At 68.9% G+C, this 16,755-nt stretch carries 18 protein-coding genes and 1 tRNA gene; 5 read left to right on the plus strand and 14 right to left on the minus strand.

Features of this window, described 5'->3' with window-relative positions; genetic code table 11:
* The 3 genes from MBSD_RS08905 to MBSD_RS08915 form a co-directional block, all read right to left on the minus strand.
* Nucleotides 1-447: copper chaperone (locus MBSD_RS08905; protein ID WP_201797475.1), on the minus strand; the 447-nt coding region annotated here is incomplete at its 3' end.
* Nucleotides 448-730: 283 nt separating this feature from the next.
* A complete protein-coding gene (locus MBSD_RS08910) occupies nucleotides 731-1,555 on the minus strand; it encodes an alpha/beta fold hydrolase (protein WP_062537001.1) in 825 nt (274 codons plus the stop codon).
* Nucleotides 1,556-1,700: 145 nt separating this feature from the next.
* Nucleotides 1,701-2,465: a DUF899 domain-containing protein gene (locus MBSD_RS08915; protein WP_062537022.1), complete on the minus strand. Its 765-nt coding sequence runs from the start codon at nucleotides 2,463-2,465 to the stop codon at nucleotides 1,701-1,703.
* Nucleotides 2,466-2,603: 138 nt separating this feature from the next.
* Here MBSD_RS08915 and MBSD_RS08920 point away from each other — a divergent pair, with 138 nt between their 5' ends.
* From MBSD_RS08920 to MBSD_RS08935, 4 genes are all read left to right on the plus strand, one after another.
* Complete coding sequence (locus tag MBSD_RS08920; protein ID WP_062537002.1) at nucleotides 2,604-3,824, plus strand: hypothetical protein; 1,221 nt, start codon at nucleotides 2,604-2,606, stop codon at nucleotides 3,822-3,824.
* A 47-nt stretch (nucleotides 3,825-3,871) separates the two neighbouring features.
* Nucleotides 3,872-4,378, plus strand: coding sequence for an SRPBCC family protein (locus MBSD_RS08925; protein WP_062537003.1), 507 nt, complete (start codon nucleotides 3,872-3,874; stop codon nucleotides 4,376-4,378).
* Complete coding sequence (locus MBSD_RS08930; RefSeq protein ID WP_062537004.1) at nucleotides 4,359-5,021, plus strand: Vgb family protein; 663 nt, start codon at nucleotides 4,359-4,361, stop codon at nucleotides 5,019-5,021. Before MBSD_RS08925 ends, MBSD_RS08930 begins: the two co-directional genes overlap by 20 nt.
* 203 nt (nucleotides 5,022-5,224) lie before the next feature.
* Nucleotides 5,225-6,136, plus strand: coding sequence for an EamA family transporter (locus MBSD_RS08935; protein WP_062537023.1), 912 nt, complete (start codon nucleotides 5,225-5,227; stop codon nucleotides 6,134-6,136).
* A 317-nt stretch (nucleotides 6,137-6,453) separates the two neighbouring features.
* Here the strand turns inward: MBSD_RS08935 and MBSD_RS08940 are convergent, their stop codons facing one another.
* The 9 genes from MBSD_RS08940 to MBSD_RS08975 form a co-directional block, all read right to left on the minus strand.
* A complete protein-coding gene (locus MBSD_RS08940) occupies nucleotides 6,454-6,951 on the minus strand; it encodes an IS30 family transposase (protein ID WP_062537005.1) in 498 nt (165 codons plus the stop codon).
* A 148-nt stretch (nucleotides 6,952-7,099) separates the two neighbouring features.
* Entirely contained in the window at nucleotides 7,100-7,555 is a 456-nt protein-coding gene (locus MBSD_RS15155) for a hypothetical protein (protein WP_148667848.1), read from the minus strand.
* Between the two features lie 321 nt (nucleotides 7,556-7,876).
* Nucleotides 7,877-10,027, minus strand: coding sequence for a peptidase domain-containing ABC transporter (locus MBSD_RS08945; RefSeq protein WP_062537006.1), 2,151 nt, complete (start codon nucleotides 10,025-10,027; stop codon nucleotides 7,877-7,879).
* A 40-nt stretch (nucleotides 10,028-10,067) separates the two neighbouring features.
* Complete coding sequence (locus MBSD_RS08950) at nucleotides 10,068-10,343, minus strand: hypothetical protein (protein ID WP_082306573.1); 276 nt, start codon at nucleotides 10,341-10,343, stop codon at nucleotides 10,068-10,070.
* A gap of 12 nt (nucleotides 10,344-10,355) precedes the next feature.
* Nucleotides 10,356-10,574 (minus strand): hypothetical protein, encoded by a 219-nt coding sequence (locus tag MBSD_RS08955; protein WP_062537008.1) that lies wholly within the window; start codon nucleotides 10,572-10,574, stop codon nucleotides 10,356-10,358.
* The gene (locus tag MBSD_RS08960) at nucleotides 10,571-11,920 is read right to left on the minus strand and encodes an HlyD family secretion protein (protein ID WP_082306571.1); all 1,350 of its coding nucleotides are present in this window, start codon (nucleotides 11,918-11,920) and stop codon (nucleotides 10,571-10,573) included. The genes MBSD_RS08955 and MBSD_RS08960 overlap by 4 nt, the downstream gene beginning before the upstream one ends.
* 412 nt (nucleotides 11,921-12,332) lie before the next feature.
* A tRNA-Ile gene (locus MBSD_RS08965) sits at nucleotides 12,333-12,408 on the minus strand.
* Between the two features lie 76 nt (nucleotides 12,409-12,484).
* On the minus strand, nucleotides 12,485-13,216 hold the full coding sequence (locus MBSD_RS08970; protein ID WP_062537009.1) for an RES family NAD+ phosphorylase: 732 nt from the start codon (nucleotides 13,214-13,216) through the stop codon (nucleotides 12,485-12,487).
* Entirely contained in the window at nucleotides 13,176-13,562 is a 387-nt protein-coding gene (locus MBSD_RS08975) for an antitoxin Xre/MbcA/ParS toxin-binding domain-containing protein (RefSeq protein WP_062537010.1), read from the minus strand. The genes MBSD_RS08970 and MBSD_RS08975 overlap by 41 nt, the downstream gene beginning before the upstream one ends.
* Before the next feature lie 163 nt (nucleotides 13,563-13,725).
* Between MBSD_RS08975 and MBSD_RS08980 the strand changes: the two genes are divergently transcribed.
* Complete coding sequence (locus MBSD_RS08980) at nucleotides 13,726-14,097, plus strand: nuclear transport factor 2 family protein (RefSeq protein WP_062537011.1); 372 nt, start codon at nucleotides 13,726-13,728, stop codon at nucleotides 14,095-14,097.
* Nucleotides 14,098-14,308: 211 nt separating this feature from the next.
* Here MBSD_RS08980 and rpoD read toward each other — a convergent pair whose 3' ends face one another.
* Together rpoD and dtd are read right to left on the minus strand one after the other, a co-directional pair.
* The gene (rpoD, locus tag MBSD_RS08985; RefSeq protein WP_062537012.1) at nucleotides 14,309-16,159 is read right to left on the minus strand and encodes an RNA polymerase sigma factor RpoD; all 1,851 of its coding nucleotides are present in this window, start codon (nucleotides 16,157-16,159) and stop codon (nucleotides 14,309-14,311) included.
* Between the two features lie 149 nt (nucleotides 16,160-16,308).
* Nucleotides 16,309-16,749 carry a D-aminoacyl-tRNA deacylase gene (gene dtd / locus MBSD_RS08990; RefSeq protein WP_062537024.1) on the minus strand — a complete coding sequence of 147 codons (441 nt, stop codon included), beginning with the start codon at nucleotides 16,747-16,749 and terminating at the stop codon, nucleotides 16,309-16,311.
* Between the last annotated feature and the right edge of the window lie 6 nt (nucleotides 16,750-16,755).

Genomic DNA, 16,755 nt, shown 5'->3' on the forward strand with positions numbered 1-16,755 from the left:
CGTGGCGGCGTCGGCCGGCAACGCGCGGCCGCGTGCCGGCGCCTCGCGGCAGCAGGCCAGCCGGCGCGCTTTCCACGCGGTGAACTGCGCCGCGCCGGCGATCGCGACGATCGCGCCGGCGGCGAGCGGCAGCGCGCGCGCCAGCGCCGAATGCGCCATCGCGATCGCCGCCAGCGCGGCGCCCGGCGGAAACAGCGCCGCGCCGAACGCGATCCACACCAGGAAGTACGCCGCGCCCGCCTGCGCCGTCAGCCGGCCGAGGCGCGCCGTTCCCGTGCGGCCGACCGCCCGGCGATAACGCCACAGCATCGGCAGCAGCGGCGGCAGCATCATCGCCACCATCATCACCGTCCACATGCCGAGGAACGACGCGGCGGCGTCGATCCAGCCCTGCCCGGGCATGCGCATCCACGCCATCGACAGCGTCCAGCCGCCGGGCATCGGCATGCCGCCCATCGACGCCATCGACCGGCACCCGACGATCGTCGCCGCGGCGCTGGCGGCGAACAGCAGCGCGGAAGCGCCGAAGAAGACCGCCGACCGGCTTGACCGGCCCGGGCGTTGCGGCAGCGGATGTCCGGCCGCGGTCATCGGATCCACGACCGAGAGCGCCGCCGGCCTTCCGCGACCTCGCGGCGCGGATCGCGCGCGACGACGGCAGCGCGTCGTGGGCGCGCGATCGCGGGCCGATCTGCGGATGCGCTCGGCGGCATGCCTTGGCAAGCGCGCGTCATCTCGTTTCACCGGGGCGATAGCCCATGGCGGCGGTGGCCAACGGCAGTCTCCGCCCCGGCTTTTCCAGGAAATGCTCGATCACGGGGATCACCTTTTCCGGCTCCGACAAGGGAGCGAAATGACCGGCGTCCGGGATCACGGCGAGTTCGGCGTCGGGAATGCGCCTGAACGTCTCGACGGCGTGCTCGAGACGGACGAAGTCGTGGTCGCCGAGCGCGATGAGGAACGGCGATTCGATCGAAGCCAGTTCCTCGTTCGAGAAGCCTTCCCAGCGCATGCCGGCGACCTTGTCCCAGATCCTCGGCCAGTGATCGGGATCGGGAGCCACTTGCCTGTAGCTGTCCCGGTTGAATTGGTGGGCCCTGGAGTCGTGGGTGGGCGGCTGGTCGAAGCGCAGCATTTCCGGGTCGTGGGCGACCTCCGGCGGGCCGAAGGTCGCGCCGTAGGTGGCGACGCGGCCGGCCATGCCGGGATGGCGGACCGCGATCAGGGTGGCGATGCCGCCGCCGTAGCTGCAGCCGAAGAAGTCCGCCTTCGCGATGCCGAGATGCCTCAGCAGGGCGACCACGTCCTCGGCGTGCTGCTGGAGCGAGAGCGGACGCTCCGGGATGTCCGCCGTGCGGCCGTGCCCCTGGAGGTCGGGGGTAATGACCGCATGGCTTCGGACCAGCGCCGGAAACGAGTGCAGCCCGGCGAAGCCGAATGCGTGAGGGATGTACACGAGAGGACTGCCGCTCCCCTCGATCTCGTAGTACATCTTCAAGCCGTTGACCGGCGCGTATCCGCAGGTCTTCGGCGCCTTGCCGATGGATGCGTTCACGATGCCTCCTTTGCCGTTCCGGATCCGCCTTCGCGGCAGGCGCGGCCCTGGTATCGGCCGCCCGCGTCCCGCGCGCGGCGCCCTTCCGCGTTTCGCCCGCGCGCCGCGCGGCCTCCACGATGACGCCGCGGCGGCGCGGTCCGGTTCAGCGCTGGTCGTACTCGTCGCGGCGGCGCCACCAGACGCCCGTCTCGTTGCGCCCCAGCGGCGCGCGGTCGAGCCACTGGTACGCGCCCCATAGGCCGTCCAGGCCGCGCGCGTAGGTGGAATAGGCGTGGTAGACCACGCCGTCCTCGAGCACGAACGCGCTCATGCCGGGGCGGTCGCGCACGTAGGTGGCCGCATCCGTGCCGCAGGTGGCGGCGAACGCGTGCACCGGCGCCGGGAATTCGGCGGCGACGATCGGGTGGCCGCCGCACCGGTAGTTGTATTCGACGCCGCCCGCGCGCTGCTGCGCCTCGGTGATCGAGACGTTGAAGTCGTAGTTGAAGTCGCCGTCGTGCGAGGACGCCCACGGAAACGCCCAGCCCATGCGCCGCTTGTACGTCTGCAGCTTCGCCAGCGGCGCGCGCGACACCGCCCACAGCATCACGTCGTGGCGGGCCAGGTGCTCGAAGAACCCGTTGAAGCCGTCCGCGATCATCGAGCAGGACGGACAACCTGCCGTGTAGTCGGGACCGAACATGAAGTGGTAGACGAGCAGCTGCGAGCGCCCGCGGAACAGGTCCGCCAGCGTGGCGCGGCCTTCGTCGGTGTCGAACCGGTACGCCTTGTCGACGCGCACCCACGGCAGCGCCTGGCGCCGCCGCGCCAGCGCGTCGCTCTGCCGCGTCAGCGCCTTCTCCGCCTCGAGCAGCTCGAGCCGCGCCGCCAGCCATTGTTCGCGTGTTGCGGTTGCATGTGTCGTCATCGCCTTGCGCTCCATGGGTCCGAATGTCGGCGCCGCCCGCCACGCTCTCGATGCGGCGGCGCCCGTGGGATAGATTGGGCGCGGTCCGGAGGACGGCGGGAGTGACAAGTGTGGCGCGATTGAGATGAGCCCGTTGCCATGGACTCCCTGATCACGGCCGCGGCACGGGCGCTCGCCGCCGGCGATCCGTTCGGCGCGCTGAACCGCGTCGCCCTGCGCGGCGACGCGCCCGCGCTGGCGCTGCGCGGCATCGCCATGGCGCAACTCGGCGATCTCGCCCGGGCGAAGGCGCTGCTGCGCGGCGCGGCGCGCGCGTTCGGCGCGCGGGAAGCCGTGGCGCGCGCACGATGCACGGTCGCCGAGGCGGAAATCGCGCTCGCCGCGCGCGAGCTGGCCTGGCCGACGAAGGCGCTCGAGGCCGCGCGCGCGACGCTGGAGGCGCACGGCGACCGGCTGAACGCCGCGCATGCGCGCTATCTCGAGATCCGCCGCCTGCTGCTGATCGGCCGTCTGGACGCGGCCGAGCGCGCGCTCGCCGCGCTGGATGCGACGCCGTTGCCGCCGGCGTTGCGCGCGGTCCACGCGCTGGCCGTCGCCGGCATCGCCATGCGGCGCGTGCGCGCCGGCGCGGCGCGCGACGCGCTGATGCGCGCCGAACGCGCCGCGCGCGAAGCCGGCATCCCGGCGCTGGCGGCGGAAGTCGAAAGCGCGTTCCGCATGCTGGACGCGCCGGCCGCGCGGCGGATCGCGGGCGGCGAGTCGCGGCCGCTCGCGCTCGGCGAGGTAGAAGCGCTGCTGAAGTCGAAGGCGCTGGTGATGGACGCATGCCGCTACGTGGTGCGCGATCGGCGCGGCGCGATCGCGCTCGCCCGGCGTCCCGTGCTGTTCGCGCTGGCGCGCGCGCTGGCCGAGGCGTGGCCGCAGGACGCGCCGAGACGCGCGCTGATCGCGCTGGCGTTCCGGACGAAGTACATCGACGAAACGCACCGCGCGCGGCTGCGGGTGGAGATCGGACGGCTGCGCAAGGCGCTGGCGCCGCTGGCCGACGTCCGCGCGACGCCGCAGGGATTCGTCCTCGCCCCGCGCCGCGCGCGCGAAGTGGTCGTGCTGGCGCGGCCGGCCGAGGAAAAGCACGCGGCGGTGCTGGCCCTGCTCGCCGACGGCGAAGCGTGGTCCAGCTCGGCGCTGGCGCTGGCGCTCGGCACCAGCCAACGCCATGCGCAGCGCGCGCTCGACGCGCTGGCTGCGGCAGGCAAGGTGCAGCCGGTCGGACGCGGGCGGTCGCGCCGCTGGCTGACGCCGCCGCCGCCGGGTTTCACGACGGCCTTGTTACTCCCGGTCGCGTTGCCGGCCGACTAGAGTGGCGCCACGTCGAACCCCCTTCGCGGTTCGTCCGGAGGCATTCCATGACCGACATCCTGCATCTGCTCAAGATCGACTCTCCCCGCGAAGCCGTCTATCGGGCGATCGCCACGGCCGCGGGTGTCCGCCGCTGGTTGACGCGCGATGCCGATCTCGATGCGAGGATCGGCGGCGGTGGGGAAATCCGCTTTGCCGACGGCAAACGCATCACCCGGATCCGGATCGAGGCACTCGAGCCGGCTGCGCGCGTGGTCTGGAAAGTGCTTTCCGCGCCGATGCCGACCTGGCCGGACACGGAGATCGCGTTCGAGCTCGGCGCGGACGGCGCCGGCACGATGCTGCGTTTCGCGCATCGCGGGTTCGATGAGGCCGACGACCTTTTCGCCATGTCCGCCACCGCCTGGGCGTGCTTCCTCATCAGCCTCAAGCAGCACCTGGAAACCGGCGAAGGCACGCCGCATCCGGACGATGCGCTTTCGCGCGCTGCCGGCCCGAGGCGAGGCTTCGACCGCTCAACGACGAGGATGAACCATGAAACGGTCCACGGCTGAAATCATCGACGAGTACGGCCCCTTCCCGGAGGTCGATCGCGTCAACGGCCTGACCTACGACGGCAAGCGCGTCTGGTTGGCCACCGGCGACACCCTGCGCGCGCTCGATCCCGCGAGCGGGAAGCTGCTCCGCTCGATCGACGTCGCCGCGCATGCCGGCACGGCGTTCGACGGCAAGCACCTGTTCCAGATCGCCGAGAGCCGCATCCAGAAGATCGATCCCGCGAGCGGACGCGTGCTCGGCACGATCCCGGCGCCCGGCGACGGCGGCGACTCCGGCCTGGCATGGGCCGAGGGCTCGCTGTGGGTGGGCGAGTACCGCGCGCGCAAGATCCACCAGATCGACCCGCAGACCGGCGCGGTCCTGCGCACGATCGAGTCCAACCGCTTCGTCACCGGCGTCACTTGGGTCGATGGCGAACTCTGGCACGCCACCTGGGAAGGCGACGCCAGCGAACTGCGGCACGTCGATCCCGGCACGGGCGAGGTCCTGGAAAGCCTGACGATGCCGCCCGGCGTGGGCGTGTCGGGCATCGAGTCCGACGGCGCCGACCGCTTCTTCTGCGGCGGCGGCGGCAGCGGCAAGGTGCGCGTCGTGCGGCGGCCGAAACGTGCGGCCGCGGCGGGCGGCGGTTCGCGCTGAGTCCGGCGGAGCCAAGGATCATCCACCGTCATGCCGCGGGAACGGGATGGCGGAGGCGGTAGCGAATGCCCGGGATACGCCGCGGGGCTCACGCGAGCGCCGACTGCTGTCAGGTCCTGTCAGCAGCGACGCGGCCGCACGACCGGCGGCGCCCGGACTGCCGGCATCATGGGCGAACCCCCCTCCCCGTGATGGCCCCGCGCATGTCGTCCCGCTCCCATGCCGCCGAGATCGCGCTCGCGCTCGGCGCCCTGCTGATCGCCATGGTCTCGTACCAATGCGGCGCGTCCCTGGCCAAGCATCTGTTCCCGCAGGTCGGCGCGCAGGGCGCGACCGCCTACCGCTTGGGGCTGAGCGCGTTGATCCTGCTGCTGTGGCGGCGGCCCTGGCGCCGCGCGGACCGGCGCGGCGACCGGCGCGTGCTGTGGGGCTACGGCCTTTCGATGGGCGCGATGAACCTGGTGTTCTACATGGCGCTGCGCACGATTCCCCTCGGCATCGCGGTGGCGCTGGAATTCATCGGCCCGCTGGCGCTGGCCGTGTTTGGTTCGCGCCGGCTGATCGACTTCGTGTGGATCGCGCTGGTCGTCGCGGGCCTGGCCTTGCTGCTGCCGTTGCGCGGGCAGGTGCAGACGCTCGATCCGGCGGGCGTGACGTACGCGCTGGCTGCCGGCGTGGGCTGGGCGCTGTACATCGTGCTGGGAGCGAGGACCGGAGCCGTCTACGGCGCGGACGCCGTGACGCTGGGGACCTCGATCGGCGCCTTGCTGGCGATCCCCTTCGGCATCGTCCATGCCGGCAGCGCCTTGCTGTCGCCGGCGCTGCTGCCCTACGCGCTGGGCGTCGCCCTGCTCAGCTCGGCCCTGCCGTACTCGCTGGAGATGGTGTCGCTGACGCGCTTGCCCGCGCGCACCTTCAGCACCCTGCTCAGCCTGGAACCCGCCGTGGCGGCGCTGGCCGGCGCAACGCTGCTGGGCGAACGGCTCAGCGCGCTGCAATGGCTGGCGATCGCGGCGATCATCGTGGCCTCCACCGGCGCGGCGCTGAGCGTGCGGCGGCCGGCGCATGCCGAATCGCCATCTCCTTTGGCGGAGCTTGCGCGGGAGGTTCGCTGAGGCCTTCGCATTCCCGCCTTCCGAGCTATAGCGCGTCGGGTGTCGGCGAGAGGGAGGGGCCGCGGCCAACGCGAAAAGCATGACGACCTTCATGGGGCCGTGAGGGCATCAGAAGATTGATTGGCTGCGTTCTCTATCGCGACCCATCTGTATGCCGTGAAATGCCCCCCCCTGAAGAGATCGGGGAGGGCGAATTCGACTTCGAAGCGCACCACGCTTGAAGGACGCCTCGAAGAGCGCTTGAGGCGTGCGGTGGCCTAACCGTTTTTGTGGACGCCGGTTGAGGCGGTCTTCGATCTGTTGCAGTTGCTCGTCGGTCACGGCGCCGAAATCGCTGCCCTTGGCAGGTATTGGCACAGCAGGCCGTTGACGTTCTCGTTGCTGCCGCGCTGCCAGGCGGCGTAGGGGTCGGCGAAGTAGCTGCGGGCGCCGAGCATCGTATCGATCAGCGCGTGCGCGACGGCGCGGGAGACCGCGCGGGCGGTGCCGTTGGACAGGCGGCGCAGGCGCACGAAGCCGGTCTTGCGTTCGACCAGGGTGAGCACCCGCGCCGGGCCGCCTTGGCCGACCACGGTGTCGCCTTCCCAGTCGCCGACGCGGCGCCGTGCGGCGACGATCGCAGGCCGCTGGACGAGGCGGCGGTGGGCGGTGCGGTGCTCGTAGCTGCGATCCGCTCCGGCGTTGCGCGCGAGCTCGCGCAGAATCGTGCTGTGGGCACGGCCGAGCTCGCGGCCGATGAGGTGCGACGACAGCCCGCCGCGATGCAGCCACTGGATCTGGTAGCGTTCGTCCTGGCTCAGGTGCGTGTAGCCCATGTGCAGTTCCACTTGGCGGTGAAGCTGCGCAGGCTACCGCGCCTGGGCCGCTTCAGCGGGTCAGTGGTGCACTTCGTTGTTGAATTCGCCCTCCTTCGGCGGGAGATTGGACTCCAAACCACTGTGCTACTCAAAACCGTGAGCGTCGCTACCGCAACAAGAATGCCAGAGCTATGGCGATTGCATTATGCAATGCATGGGTTGTAGTGGCCGCTGCGTATCCCCACCATCGCCCCAGCACGGACCATCTCGTGTATGCGATAGAAAATATAAAGAACGGCCACAATATTACGATCCCCCAATAGATGTTAAACAGAGAATGAAAAAGACCCCAAGATGCGGAAGAAATAACACAAGTCACAATTGTGCGTTCTTTTAGTAGCTTTCGCAGAGAATCGAGATAGAAGGCCATAGCCGCGGTCTCGATCAGTGGGCCAGTTGTGATCGCGCGCAGCATATCTATTTTGCTCTTAATAATCATAATGCCAAATGGCACAAATTGACTTAGAATAAACACAAACACCAGGGTGGGGACTAAACTCCACGCCACGAAAATCAAGGAGGCCTGCAGCATAGCTGGCACATTCTTCTTGACTGGCTCCATTTGCGACTCGTCTGGTTTCAAGCGCGGCGAGATGCGCGAACATCTCGCCGCGCGCGTGGTTTCAACCTAAAGATCAGGTGCCATATACGTTAGCGGGAAGGGTCGAGTCACCTTCTTCAAAGGCAGTCCCACCCTGATTCTGGCTAGCTATAGCACTCGCTGCGGCATCGAGCACCTTACCGACAGCCCAGCCTACGACTGCCGCGCCAATTGCATCACCCCAGCCTCCACCGGACACGTTTTGGACGTGAGCATCGCTCAATGCGTACATAACACTTCTCCCAATTTATGGCCGAGATTTAGACGCCGTCCCGGCTTCGGCTATCCCGCCGCCTCCACTTCGTGGAGGTGAAGCCGAATGGGTTGCACCGCGCCGTTGGCCACCAGCAGCGCGCGCTGCGCGCTGGTGATGGTTGCTTGGCGGTGTGCGATCACCACGCGGGTGATCCGCAAACGTTGGATTGCTTCGTTGATGTGACGCTCACGCTCGTTGTCCAGATGGCTGGTGGCCTCGTCCAACACCAGCAACCGCGGCTTGCGGTACAGCGCACGGGCCAGGATCAGGCGCTGCTTCTGCCCACCCGACAAACTCGAGCCCATGTCGCCGACCAGGGCCTGGTAGCCCATCGGCATGGCGGCGATGTCGTCGTGGAGGGCGGCGAGACGCGCGGCGGCCTCGATCCGCGCCGGGTTGGCGTCGGGGTCGAAGAAGGCGATGTTGTCGGCGATGGAGCCGGCGAACAGCTGGTCGTCCTGCATCACCGCGCCGACCAGGCTGCGGTAGCGCGCCAAGCCGAACCGACGGATGTCGATGCCGCCGAACAGGACCTCGCCTTCGGTCGGCGTCAGCAGGCCGAGAATCAGCTTGACCAGCGTGGTCTTGCCACAACCGGAGGGGCCGACGATGGCCACCGACTCGCCCGCGTCGATGCGCAGCGAACAATGACGCAGGATCCAGGGCTCGCCCTCGGCATAGCGGAAGCTGACGTTGCGCAGTTCGATCGAGGGCTCGGGTTCAGGGCCCTGGTAGTGCGCATCGAGGGCGCTTTCGGGCGCGCTCAGCGCGATGTCGGCGAGGCGCTCGGCATGCAGTCGCAGCATGCGGAATTCGATGAGCTTGTCGATCAGGCTGGCGCCGCGGGCCGTGAACTGGTCGGCGTAGGCGGCGAAGGCGACCAGCATGCCGGCGCTGAAGGCGCCGTCGAGCACCAGGCGGGCGCCCCACCACAGCAACGCGATGCGCAGCAGACCGAACAGCAGTTGGTTGACGGCGCCGAAACCGATGCCGATACGCTGAATGGCGATGCTGCGGTTCGCCGTATCGACCGTGGCGTTGGCGTAGCGCGCGAGCCGTTCGGGCTGCTTGTTGGCCAGCTTGATCGCCTGCGCGCCGCGAATCGATTCGAGCAGCTCGCTCTGCTGGCGTGCGGCATAGACGATCTGTTCTTCCTGCGCGCGGCGTAGCGGGCCGAAGATTCCCCAGCGCAGGGCGGCATAGGCCACGAAACCCGAGAACACCAACAGGCTCAGATCGATGCTGTAGAGGAGCATCACGACTGCCGTGACCGCCGCCATCATGCCGTCGAGCATCGATGCAACGAAGCTGGTGGTCAGGGTCTGCTGGATGCTCTGGATCGAGCCGAAGCGCGAGACGACATCGCCCACGTGCCGCTTCTCGAACCACTCCAGCGGCAGGCGCATCAGGTGGCCGAACAGGTTGGCGGACCACTGCACGTTGATCACGCTGCCCAACCAGGTGACCGACCAGGCGCGCGCGGCGGTGAACAGGGCCTGGAACTCCACGATTGATGCGAAGCCGATGCCGAGTAGATTCAGCAAGTCGTGATCGGCCGAGACCAGCACCTGGTCCAGGATCCATTGCAAGTAGAACGGACCGACCAGCGCGAACGCCTCCAGGGCCAGCGCCAGTCCGAGGATCACGGCCAGGGCGCGCTTCAGCCCCAGCACCCGGCCGGTGAGCGCGCGCAGGGAGATCGTTTGGCGCGCCTCGATCGGCCGGAAATCCGGCCGCGGCGCGAGTTCCAGCGCGACGCCGGTGAAGTGCTTCGACACCTCGGAGGCCGGCAGGCGGCGCACGCCGCGCGCGGGGTCGTGGATCCAGGCCTCTTTTGCCGTCGCGCGCTTCAGCACGACGAAGTGGTTGAGATCCCAGTGCAGGATGCACGGCGCTCTCAATTGCGGCAGTTCGTCCAGCTCCAGCCGCAGCGGTCGCGTGTCGAAGCCGAGCTCGCCCGCCATCGCCATCACGCGCGCCAGGTTGACGCCCTTGAGCGAGGTCGAGAAACGCTGGCGCAGACTGGGCAGGTCGACGGCGTGGCCGTGATAGCGCGCGATCATGGCGAGGCAAGCGAGCCCGCACTCCGCCGCCTCGGTCTGCAGGACCGACGGCAGGCGCCGCCCCCCGCCGAAGCGCAGTTCGTGCACGAACGCGATGGCCGGCTGATGGCCCATGAAAAATCGCCGCGCTCCGATCGGAGCGCGGCACCAGGCACTACTTCTGCTTTACGGTGTTGTTGGAAGGGTCGCTCAAGTTTCCCGCGGCGACCGGCTGACACGACGCGCTGTAGTGCGCTGCCAGTGCCCCACCGATGGCCGCGCCGGCCGCGGCGCCGACAAAGGCCCCGGCCGGCCCAAAGGCTGCGCCCAATGCGCCACCAAGCGTTCCCACCAGCCCCGACCCGAACTCGATGTCGCTCTTGCACTCGCCCGCGTTCTTCAATTCACCGCCTGAAATCGCGCGCGACTCCTCGAATGAGAGTAGATACATGGCAACCTCCATTTATCGATCGCGTGCCCTTTTGTGACGTCGCAAGAGGACGACACACGCTAGCGTCCCGGCGGGCACCGACACCAGGTACGCCACAAGAACGTCACGGAGCGCGACATGGCCGGTCACCGCCGCCATCAGCGCAACGCAGATCGTTGCGCCCGTCGAGGCAATCGCGAAGAACGTCAGCAAGAGACAAGAAGGGATCGAAATGTCGACGGTCGTCTTCACGGCAAGCTCCTGATTCGACGAGTAGCGTTGGGAGTACAAGTAGACACCGGCAGATCAGGGGGACACAGGGGTTGACCGCCGGCCGGAGCTGGTGCCGCCCATGCGTGACGCAAGCCGTAGAGCGGTTCCAACACCCACTCGATCAGGCGCCGGCGCTCCTGCAGGATGTCCGCCTCGAACGCCATACCCGGCTTGAGCCGTTCCGGTTTGCCGTAGGCCGCCACGCTGTCGCGATCCAGCCGCACCGCCACGCGGTACAGTGGCTCGGCTGCCTGTCGGCCGGTGAGCGCGACGATTTCCTGCGGCGTTAGCGCGCTGCGCGAGACCGCCTTCACGCGTCCGTACTGCTGGCCGAACTTCTGGTAGGGATAGGCCTGATAGCGCAGCACCACGCGGTCGCCCGGTCGTACGAAGCCGATGGCGCGGCTGGGCACCAGCAGCATGCCCTCGAGCGCAGCGCCCTGCGGCAGCAGGGTCATCAACACTTCGCCCGCGACGACACTCTGGCCGGGCTTCGCGGGCAACGTCGAGACGGTGGCCGCTGCGGGCGCGCGCAGCACCGTGGCGCGCTGCGCTTCGTTCTGCGCCAGCTGCTGGTCGATCTCGGCGATCGCCCGCTGGGTTTCGTTCTGGCGTGCGGCCAGCGCGAGGGGCAGCTGCGCGAGCTGCTGCGCGGCGTCGTCGATCTGCTGTCGGACGTCGAGACGCTGGCGCTCCAGTGCCTTCGCCTGCGAGCGCGTCTCCAGCGCGGCGGCTTCCTGCTGCTGCACCTGGAAGGCGGAGACGTAACCTTTCTCGCGCAGCGGCTGGATCCTCTCCAGCAGTTGCTGCGCGCTCGCGGCCTGACGGCGCTGCAGCTCGAGCTGGACGTCCACTTGCGCCAGCGCGTCGCGCAACGTTCGCAGCCGCGTGCGCAGCGCGGCCGCCTGCTGGTCGATGAGGGTGCGCTGGTCCGCGAGATCGCTCTCGAGCCGGGCCCGCTGGCGATGCAGTTGCGCGCCGATCTCGGCGCGCGTGCCGCCGAACGTGGCGCTGTCCGTCTCGCCGGAGATCTCGACGAGCGGATCGCCGGCTTGCACCCGCTGCCCCTCGTGAACCCACACGCGGGTGAGCGTGCCGGCGCCCACGCTGGCGACGGAGAGCAGGCCCGCGGACGGCACCAGTTGCCCCGAAACGCGTTCGCGACGCGTGTATTGCCCCCACATCAAGAGAGTGAGCAGGGCGGCTGCCAACATCAGCCCCAATGCCGCGAGCAGCCGGAAAGAGAGCGGCGCGGCGAGCTGGATCGCGCCCAACCAATCGCCACGCCGCGCTTCGATGACTTCCTGTCGAAACAACCCTTCCATGACCGAATGCCAACCACGGGCATGCGCGCTGGGCCGAGCCATGCGCTCGACGCGGCAGCTCCGCATCAGTATCTGGGGCGGCGTCGGTAAGGCAATAGGAAAAAATTCGTATATCTCTGTAAGACGACTCCTACGGAGTCGCTGCAGAAGCCGAGCGATATATGCCCGTAAGGGGTGCGCTCACAAGGACCCTGCGTGCCGGACGACGACCCTAGCTGCCCTCAAGATATGGTGTGCTGGCAAGCACGCGCCGGCGACACGGTCACCCGCCATCACGTATGGTGACCACTCTATGGGTAAAAGCACATCTGGGGCTTCCACCGACCGTGCACACTTGGATGGCCGTTCATCGAAGTTTGCTCCGGCGCGCAAACTTCACTGAAATGCGCACAGGAGGTCCATACGCGGGGATTGGTGGGCCCACCAGGATTCGAACCTGGAACCAAGGGATTATGAGTCCCCTGCTCTAACCGTTGAGCTATAGGCCCGTCGTGCGGGTGGCGGCGACGCGCGGTCGCGTGGCGGGAGGGGAACGATAGCGGCAGCGCTGCGCACGCGCCAGCATCACCGCGGCCGCTCGCGCGGCCAGTCCGCGCTGGCGAACTCGAAGGCTTCGCTGCCGACGGCGCGGATGGCGGCGACGCGTTCGCGGGTGACGGAGAGGTGCCAGCTCTGCGTCTCGTCGGGCGCGGAGGCGGCGAACGCTTCGGGCGTCAGCAGGGCGACGCAGGCGCCGCGGCGCGGGTCGCGCACGGAGCGGTAGCGGATCGCGCCCAGCGGCGCTTCGCGCGCGGCGCGCGCCAGCGCCTGCGTGGCGGCGTAGGCGACCGGCGATTCCCACTGCGCGCGCTGCGCGGCCAGCGGCGGGCGCATCAGGTCGACGGCGCGCGTGCGCACGCGCGCGCGGAACAGCGTGTGCGGCGTCGGCGCCAGCGCGGTCAGCGCCGGCGCGTCGAGCAGGAAGCGCCAGCGCCAGAACGCCAGCTCGGCCAGCGCGGTGCGCGGCGCGTCGGCGCCGTACCAGACGCCGGGATCGGTGGGCGCGCGGAAGCGCGAGCCGAACGGCGACGGATAGCGGAACGGCGTGGCCAGCAGATAGTGCAGGCGGCGCGCGGCCGCGGGCAGCGGCGGCTTGCCCGCTTCCAGCAGGTCTTCCAGCAGCTGCTGCTCGGCGAGACCGTCGGCGAGGCGCAGCGTCGACGCGCGGTGCTGCGCCTCCACCGCGCGCCAGGCGCGGCGCTCCAGGCGGCGCGCTTCAGAGCGGAGCGCGCATGGCGTCCAGGTAGTGGACGACACGGACCAGTCCTTCGGTGCTCGTGATCAGCTCGCGCGGGCGGCCGCCGAGCGCGAGGTTCTCGGCGTCCAGCCAGGCGCGCGCGGTGGCGTCGTCGCCGCCGACGATCGCGTCCAGCGCGCGGAACGCACGCACGAACAGCACGGCGTGTTCCCACGGCTTGCTGGACGGCTCCAGGGTGAGGCCGGCGCGCGCCAGCCGCGAGACCGTCGCCGCGCTGACGCCGAGCACCGCGGCGAGCTGGGCGTGGCGCAAGTGCAGCAGTTCGGCGGCGCGCAGCGCGGCGCGGGTCAGCACCCCGGCGGGATCGGGTTCGCGGCGGACGGCGGCGGCATTGTCGAGTTTCATTTCTGTAGAAATGATACGCCCGATTTCATTCTGCTGCAAAAACGGGCCTCTTGCCGCCGGGCCGGGCGGCGATGTCGCGATCCGGCGCACCCGGCCTGCTGACACCACGCTGTCAGCGGTGGCATGCGAGTCTCTCGCCATCCCCGCAGCAAGGAGGTTGGCCATGAGCACCGAAACGATCGCCCGCCGGCTGGTGGAACTGTGCCGCCAGGGCAAGTACGAACAGGCGCAGGAGGAGCTGTACGCCGAGGATGCGGTCAGCATCGAGCCGGAAGGCCTGCCGCCGGGCGCGCTCGGCAGCGTGAAGGGTCTGGCGGCGATCCGCGAGAAGGGGCGTCAGTTCAACGCGCGCGTCGAGGCCATCCACGGCAACAGCGTCAGCGATCCGCTGGTCGCCGGCGACTGGTTCAGCGTCGTCATGAAGCTCGATGCCACCTTCAAGGGCATGGGCCGGGTGAACATGCAGGAGATCTGCGTCTACCGCGTGCGCGGCGACAAGATCGTGCACGAGCAGTTCTTCTATACGCCGGGCTGAGCTCGGCGCCGCGCCTTTCGCGACGCCGCGGACGGCCGCCGGCGCGGCCGTGCCATCGCCGCCCTGCCCCTCGTCCGCCACGGGCGGGAGAGGGGATCCTTCGGGGGCGCCGCGTTCACTCGAAGATCCGCGGCGCCTCGCGCCTGCGTGGTCGCGCAACGCAAACGCCCCGCGCGTGCGGGGCGTTTGCGTCATGGCGCGGAGCGCGCGTTCAGTCGAGATCGAGGAACGAGCGCAGCTGCTCGCTGCGGCTCGGGTGGCGCAGCTTGCGCAGCGCCTTGGCCTCGATCTGGCGGATGCGCTCACGGGTGACGTCGAACTGCTTGCCGACCTCTTCCAGCGTGTGGTCGGTGTTCATGTCGATGCCGAAGCGCATGCGCAGCACCTTCGCCTCCCGCGGCGTCAGCCCGGCCAGCACCTCGCGCACGGTTTCCATCAGGCCGGTGGTGGTGGCGGAGTCGATCGGCGAGTCGACGTTGCTGTCCTCGATGAAGTCGCCGAGATGCGAATCCTCGTCGTCGCCGATCGGCGTCTCCATCGAGATCGGCTCCTTGGCGATCTTCAGCACCTTGCGGATCTTGTCCTCCGGCATCTCCATCACCTTGGCCAGCTCGTCCGGCGTCGGCTCGCGGCCGTACTGCTGCAGCATCTGCCGCGAGATGCGGTTCAGCTTGTTGATCGTCTCGATCATGTGCACCGGGATGCGGATGGTGCGCGCCTGGTCGGCGATCGAGCGGGTGATGGCCTGGCGGATCCACCAGGTGGCGTAGGTGGAGAACTTGTAGCCGCGGCGGTATTCGAACTTGTCGACCGCCTTCATCAGGCCGATGTTGCCTTCCTGGATCAGGTCGAGGAACTGCAGGCCGCGGTTGGTGTACTTCTTGGCGATCGAGATCACCAGGCGCAGGTTGGCCTCGACCATTTCCTTCTTGGCGCGGCGGGCCTTGGCCTCGCCGATCGACATCGCGCGGTTGATCTCCTTGATGTCGGTCAGGGGCAGGTGCAGCGCGCGCTCGATGTCGACCAGCTTCTGCTGCTCGGCGACCAGCGCCTCCTTGTGGCTCTTGATGCCCGGCGACCACTTCTGGCGCTTGCGGCCGAGCTCGTCCGCCCAGGCGAGGTTGGTCTCGTTGGACGGGAACAGCTTGAGGAATTCCTTGCGCGGCATGCGCGCCTGCTTGACGCAGATCTCCATGATCTCGCGCTCGTGCTGGCGGATCGCGTTGACCACGTCGCGCAGCTTCTTCACGAAGCCGTCGATCAGCGCCGAAGGCAGCTTCAGCTTGAGGAACGCCTCGGCCATCTGCTCGCGCAGCTTCATGACCTTGCGGTCGGCGCTGTCGTGCTTCTCGGCCAGCTTCTGGAACTTGGCGTAGAGGGTGCGCAGCTCGTCCATGCGCCGCTTCACTTCCTCCGGATCCGGGCCGGACTCGCCGGGGCTGGCTTCCTCGCCGTCGCCCGCCGCCTCCTCGTCTTCGTCCTCTTCGTCGGCCTCGTCGGCCTCGACCAGCGGCTCGGCCAGCTGGGTGGCGTCGGGCTGCTCGATGTCGTTGAAGCCGGCGAGGATCTCGCTCAGGCGGCGCTTGCCGTCGAGGTGCTGGTCGTACTCCTCGAGCAGCAGCTGGATCGCCCACGGGAAGCTGGCCAGGGCGCTCTGCACCTGGTTCAGTCCTTCCTCGATGCGCTTGGCGATGGCGATCTCGCCCTCGCGGGTGAGCAGTTCCACCGTGCCCATCTCGCGCATGTACATGCGCACGGGGTCGGTGGTGCGGCCGACTTCGGCGTCGACCGCGGTGAGCATCGCCACCGCTTCCTCGGTGGCGGTCTCGTCGTCCTCGGAGGCGGCCGGCGCGTCCGGCATCAGCAGATCGGTATCGGGCGCGACCTCGTGCACCTCGATGCCCATGCCGTTGATCATGCTGATGATGTCTTCGATCTGCTCCGGGTCGACGATGTCGTCCGGCAGGTGATCGTTGACCTCGGCGTAAGTCAGGTAGCCCTGCTCACGGCCCTTCGTGATCAGCTGTTTGATCTCGGACTGCTGCTGAGGATTGTTTTCCATACTTGCACCGCTGGACGCCGGAACCGTTCAGTATACCGAGATGGTGATTTTTTGACCAGAGATCAAGTGATGCCGCGAACGGGTCGAGCCGGCACGAAACGTGCCAAAATCCCGATCTTCGCCGCCTTTTCGCGCCGAACGCACCCCGCTCAGCGCGCCTGCAGCCAGAACGTCACCGGGCCGTCGTTGATCAGGTGCACGCGCATGTGCGCGCCGAAGCGACCGCCGGCGACCGGCGCGTGACGCGCACGGGCCAGCTCGAGCAGCCGTTCGAACCAGCGGCGCCCGTCGCCGGGGGTCGCCGCCGAGGCGAAGCTGGGGCGCATGCCCTTGGCCGTGTCCGCCGCCAGCGTGAACTGCGGGACCAGCAGCAGGCCGCCGCCGGTGTCGGCCAGCGCGCGGTTCATGCGGCCGGCGTCGTCCGGGAATATGCGGTAGCCGAGCAGCCGTTCAAGCATGCGCTGCGCCTGCGCCTCGCCGTCGCCGGGCTCGACCGCGACGAAGGCCAGCAGGCCCGGCCCGATCGCGCCGACCGTTTCCGCGCCCACCTCGACGCGCGCCTCGGCGACGCGCTGGATCAGCGCGATCATCGGCTG

It is taken from the genome of Mizugakiibacter sediminis, from assembly GCF_000953855.2.
GTDB lineage: Bacteria > Pseudomonadota > Gammaproteobacteria > Xanthomonadales > Rhodanobacteraceae > Mizugakiibacter > Mizugakiibacter sediminis.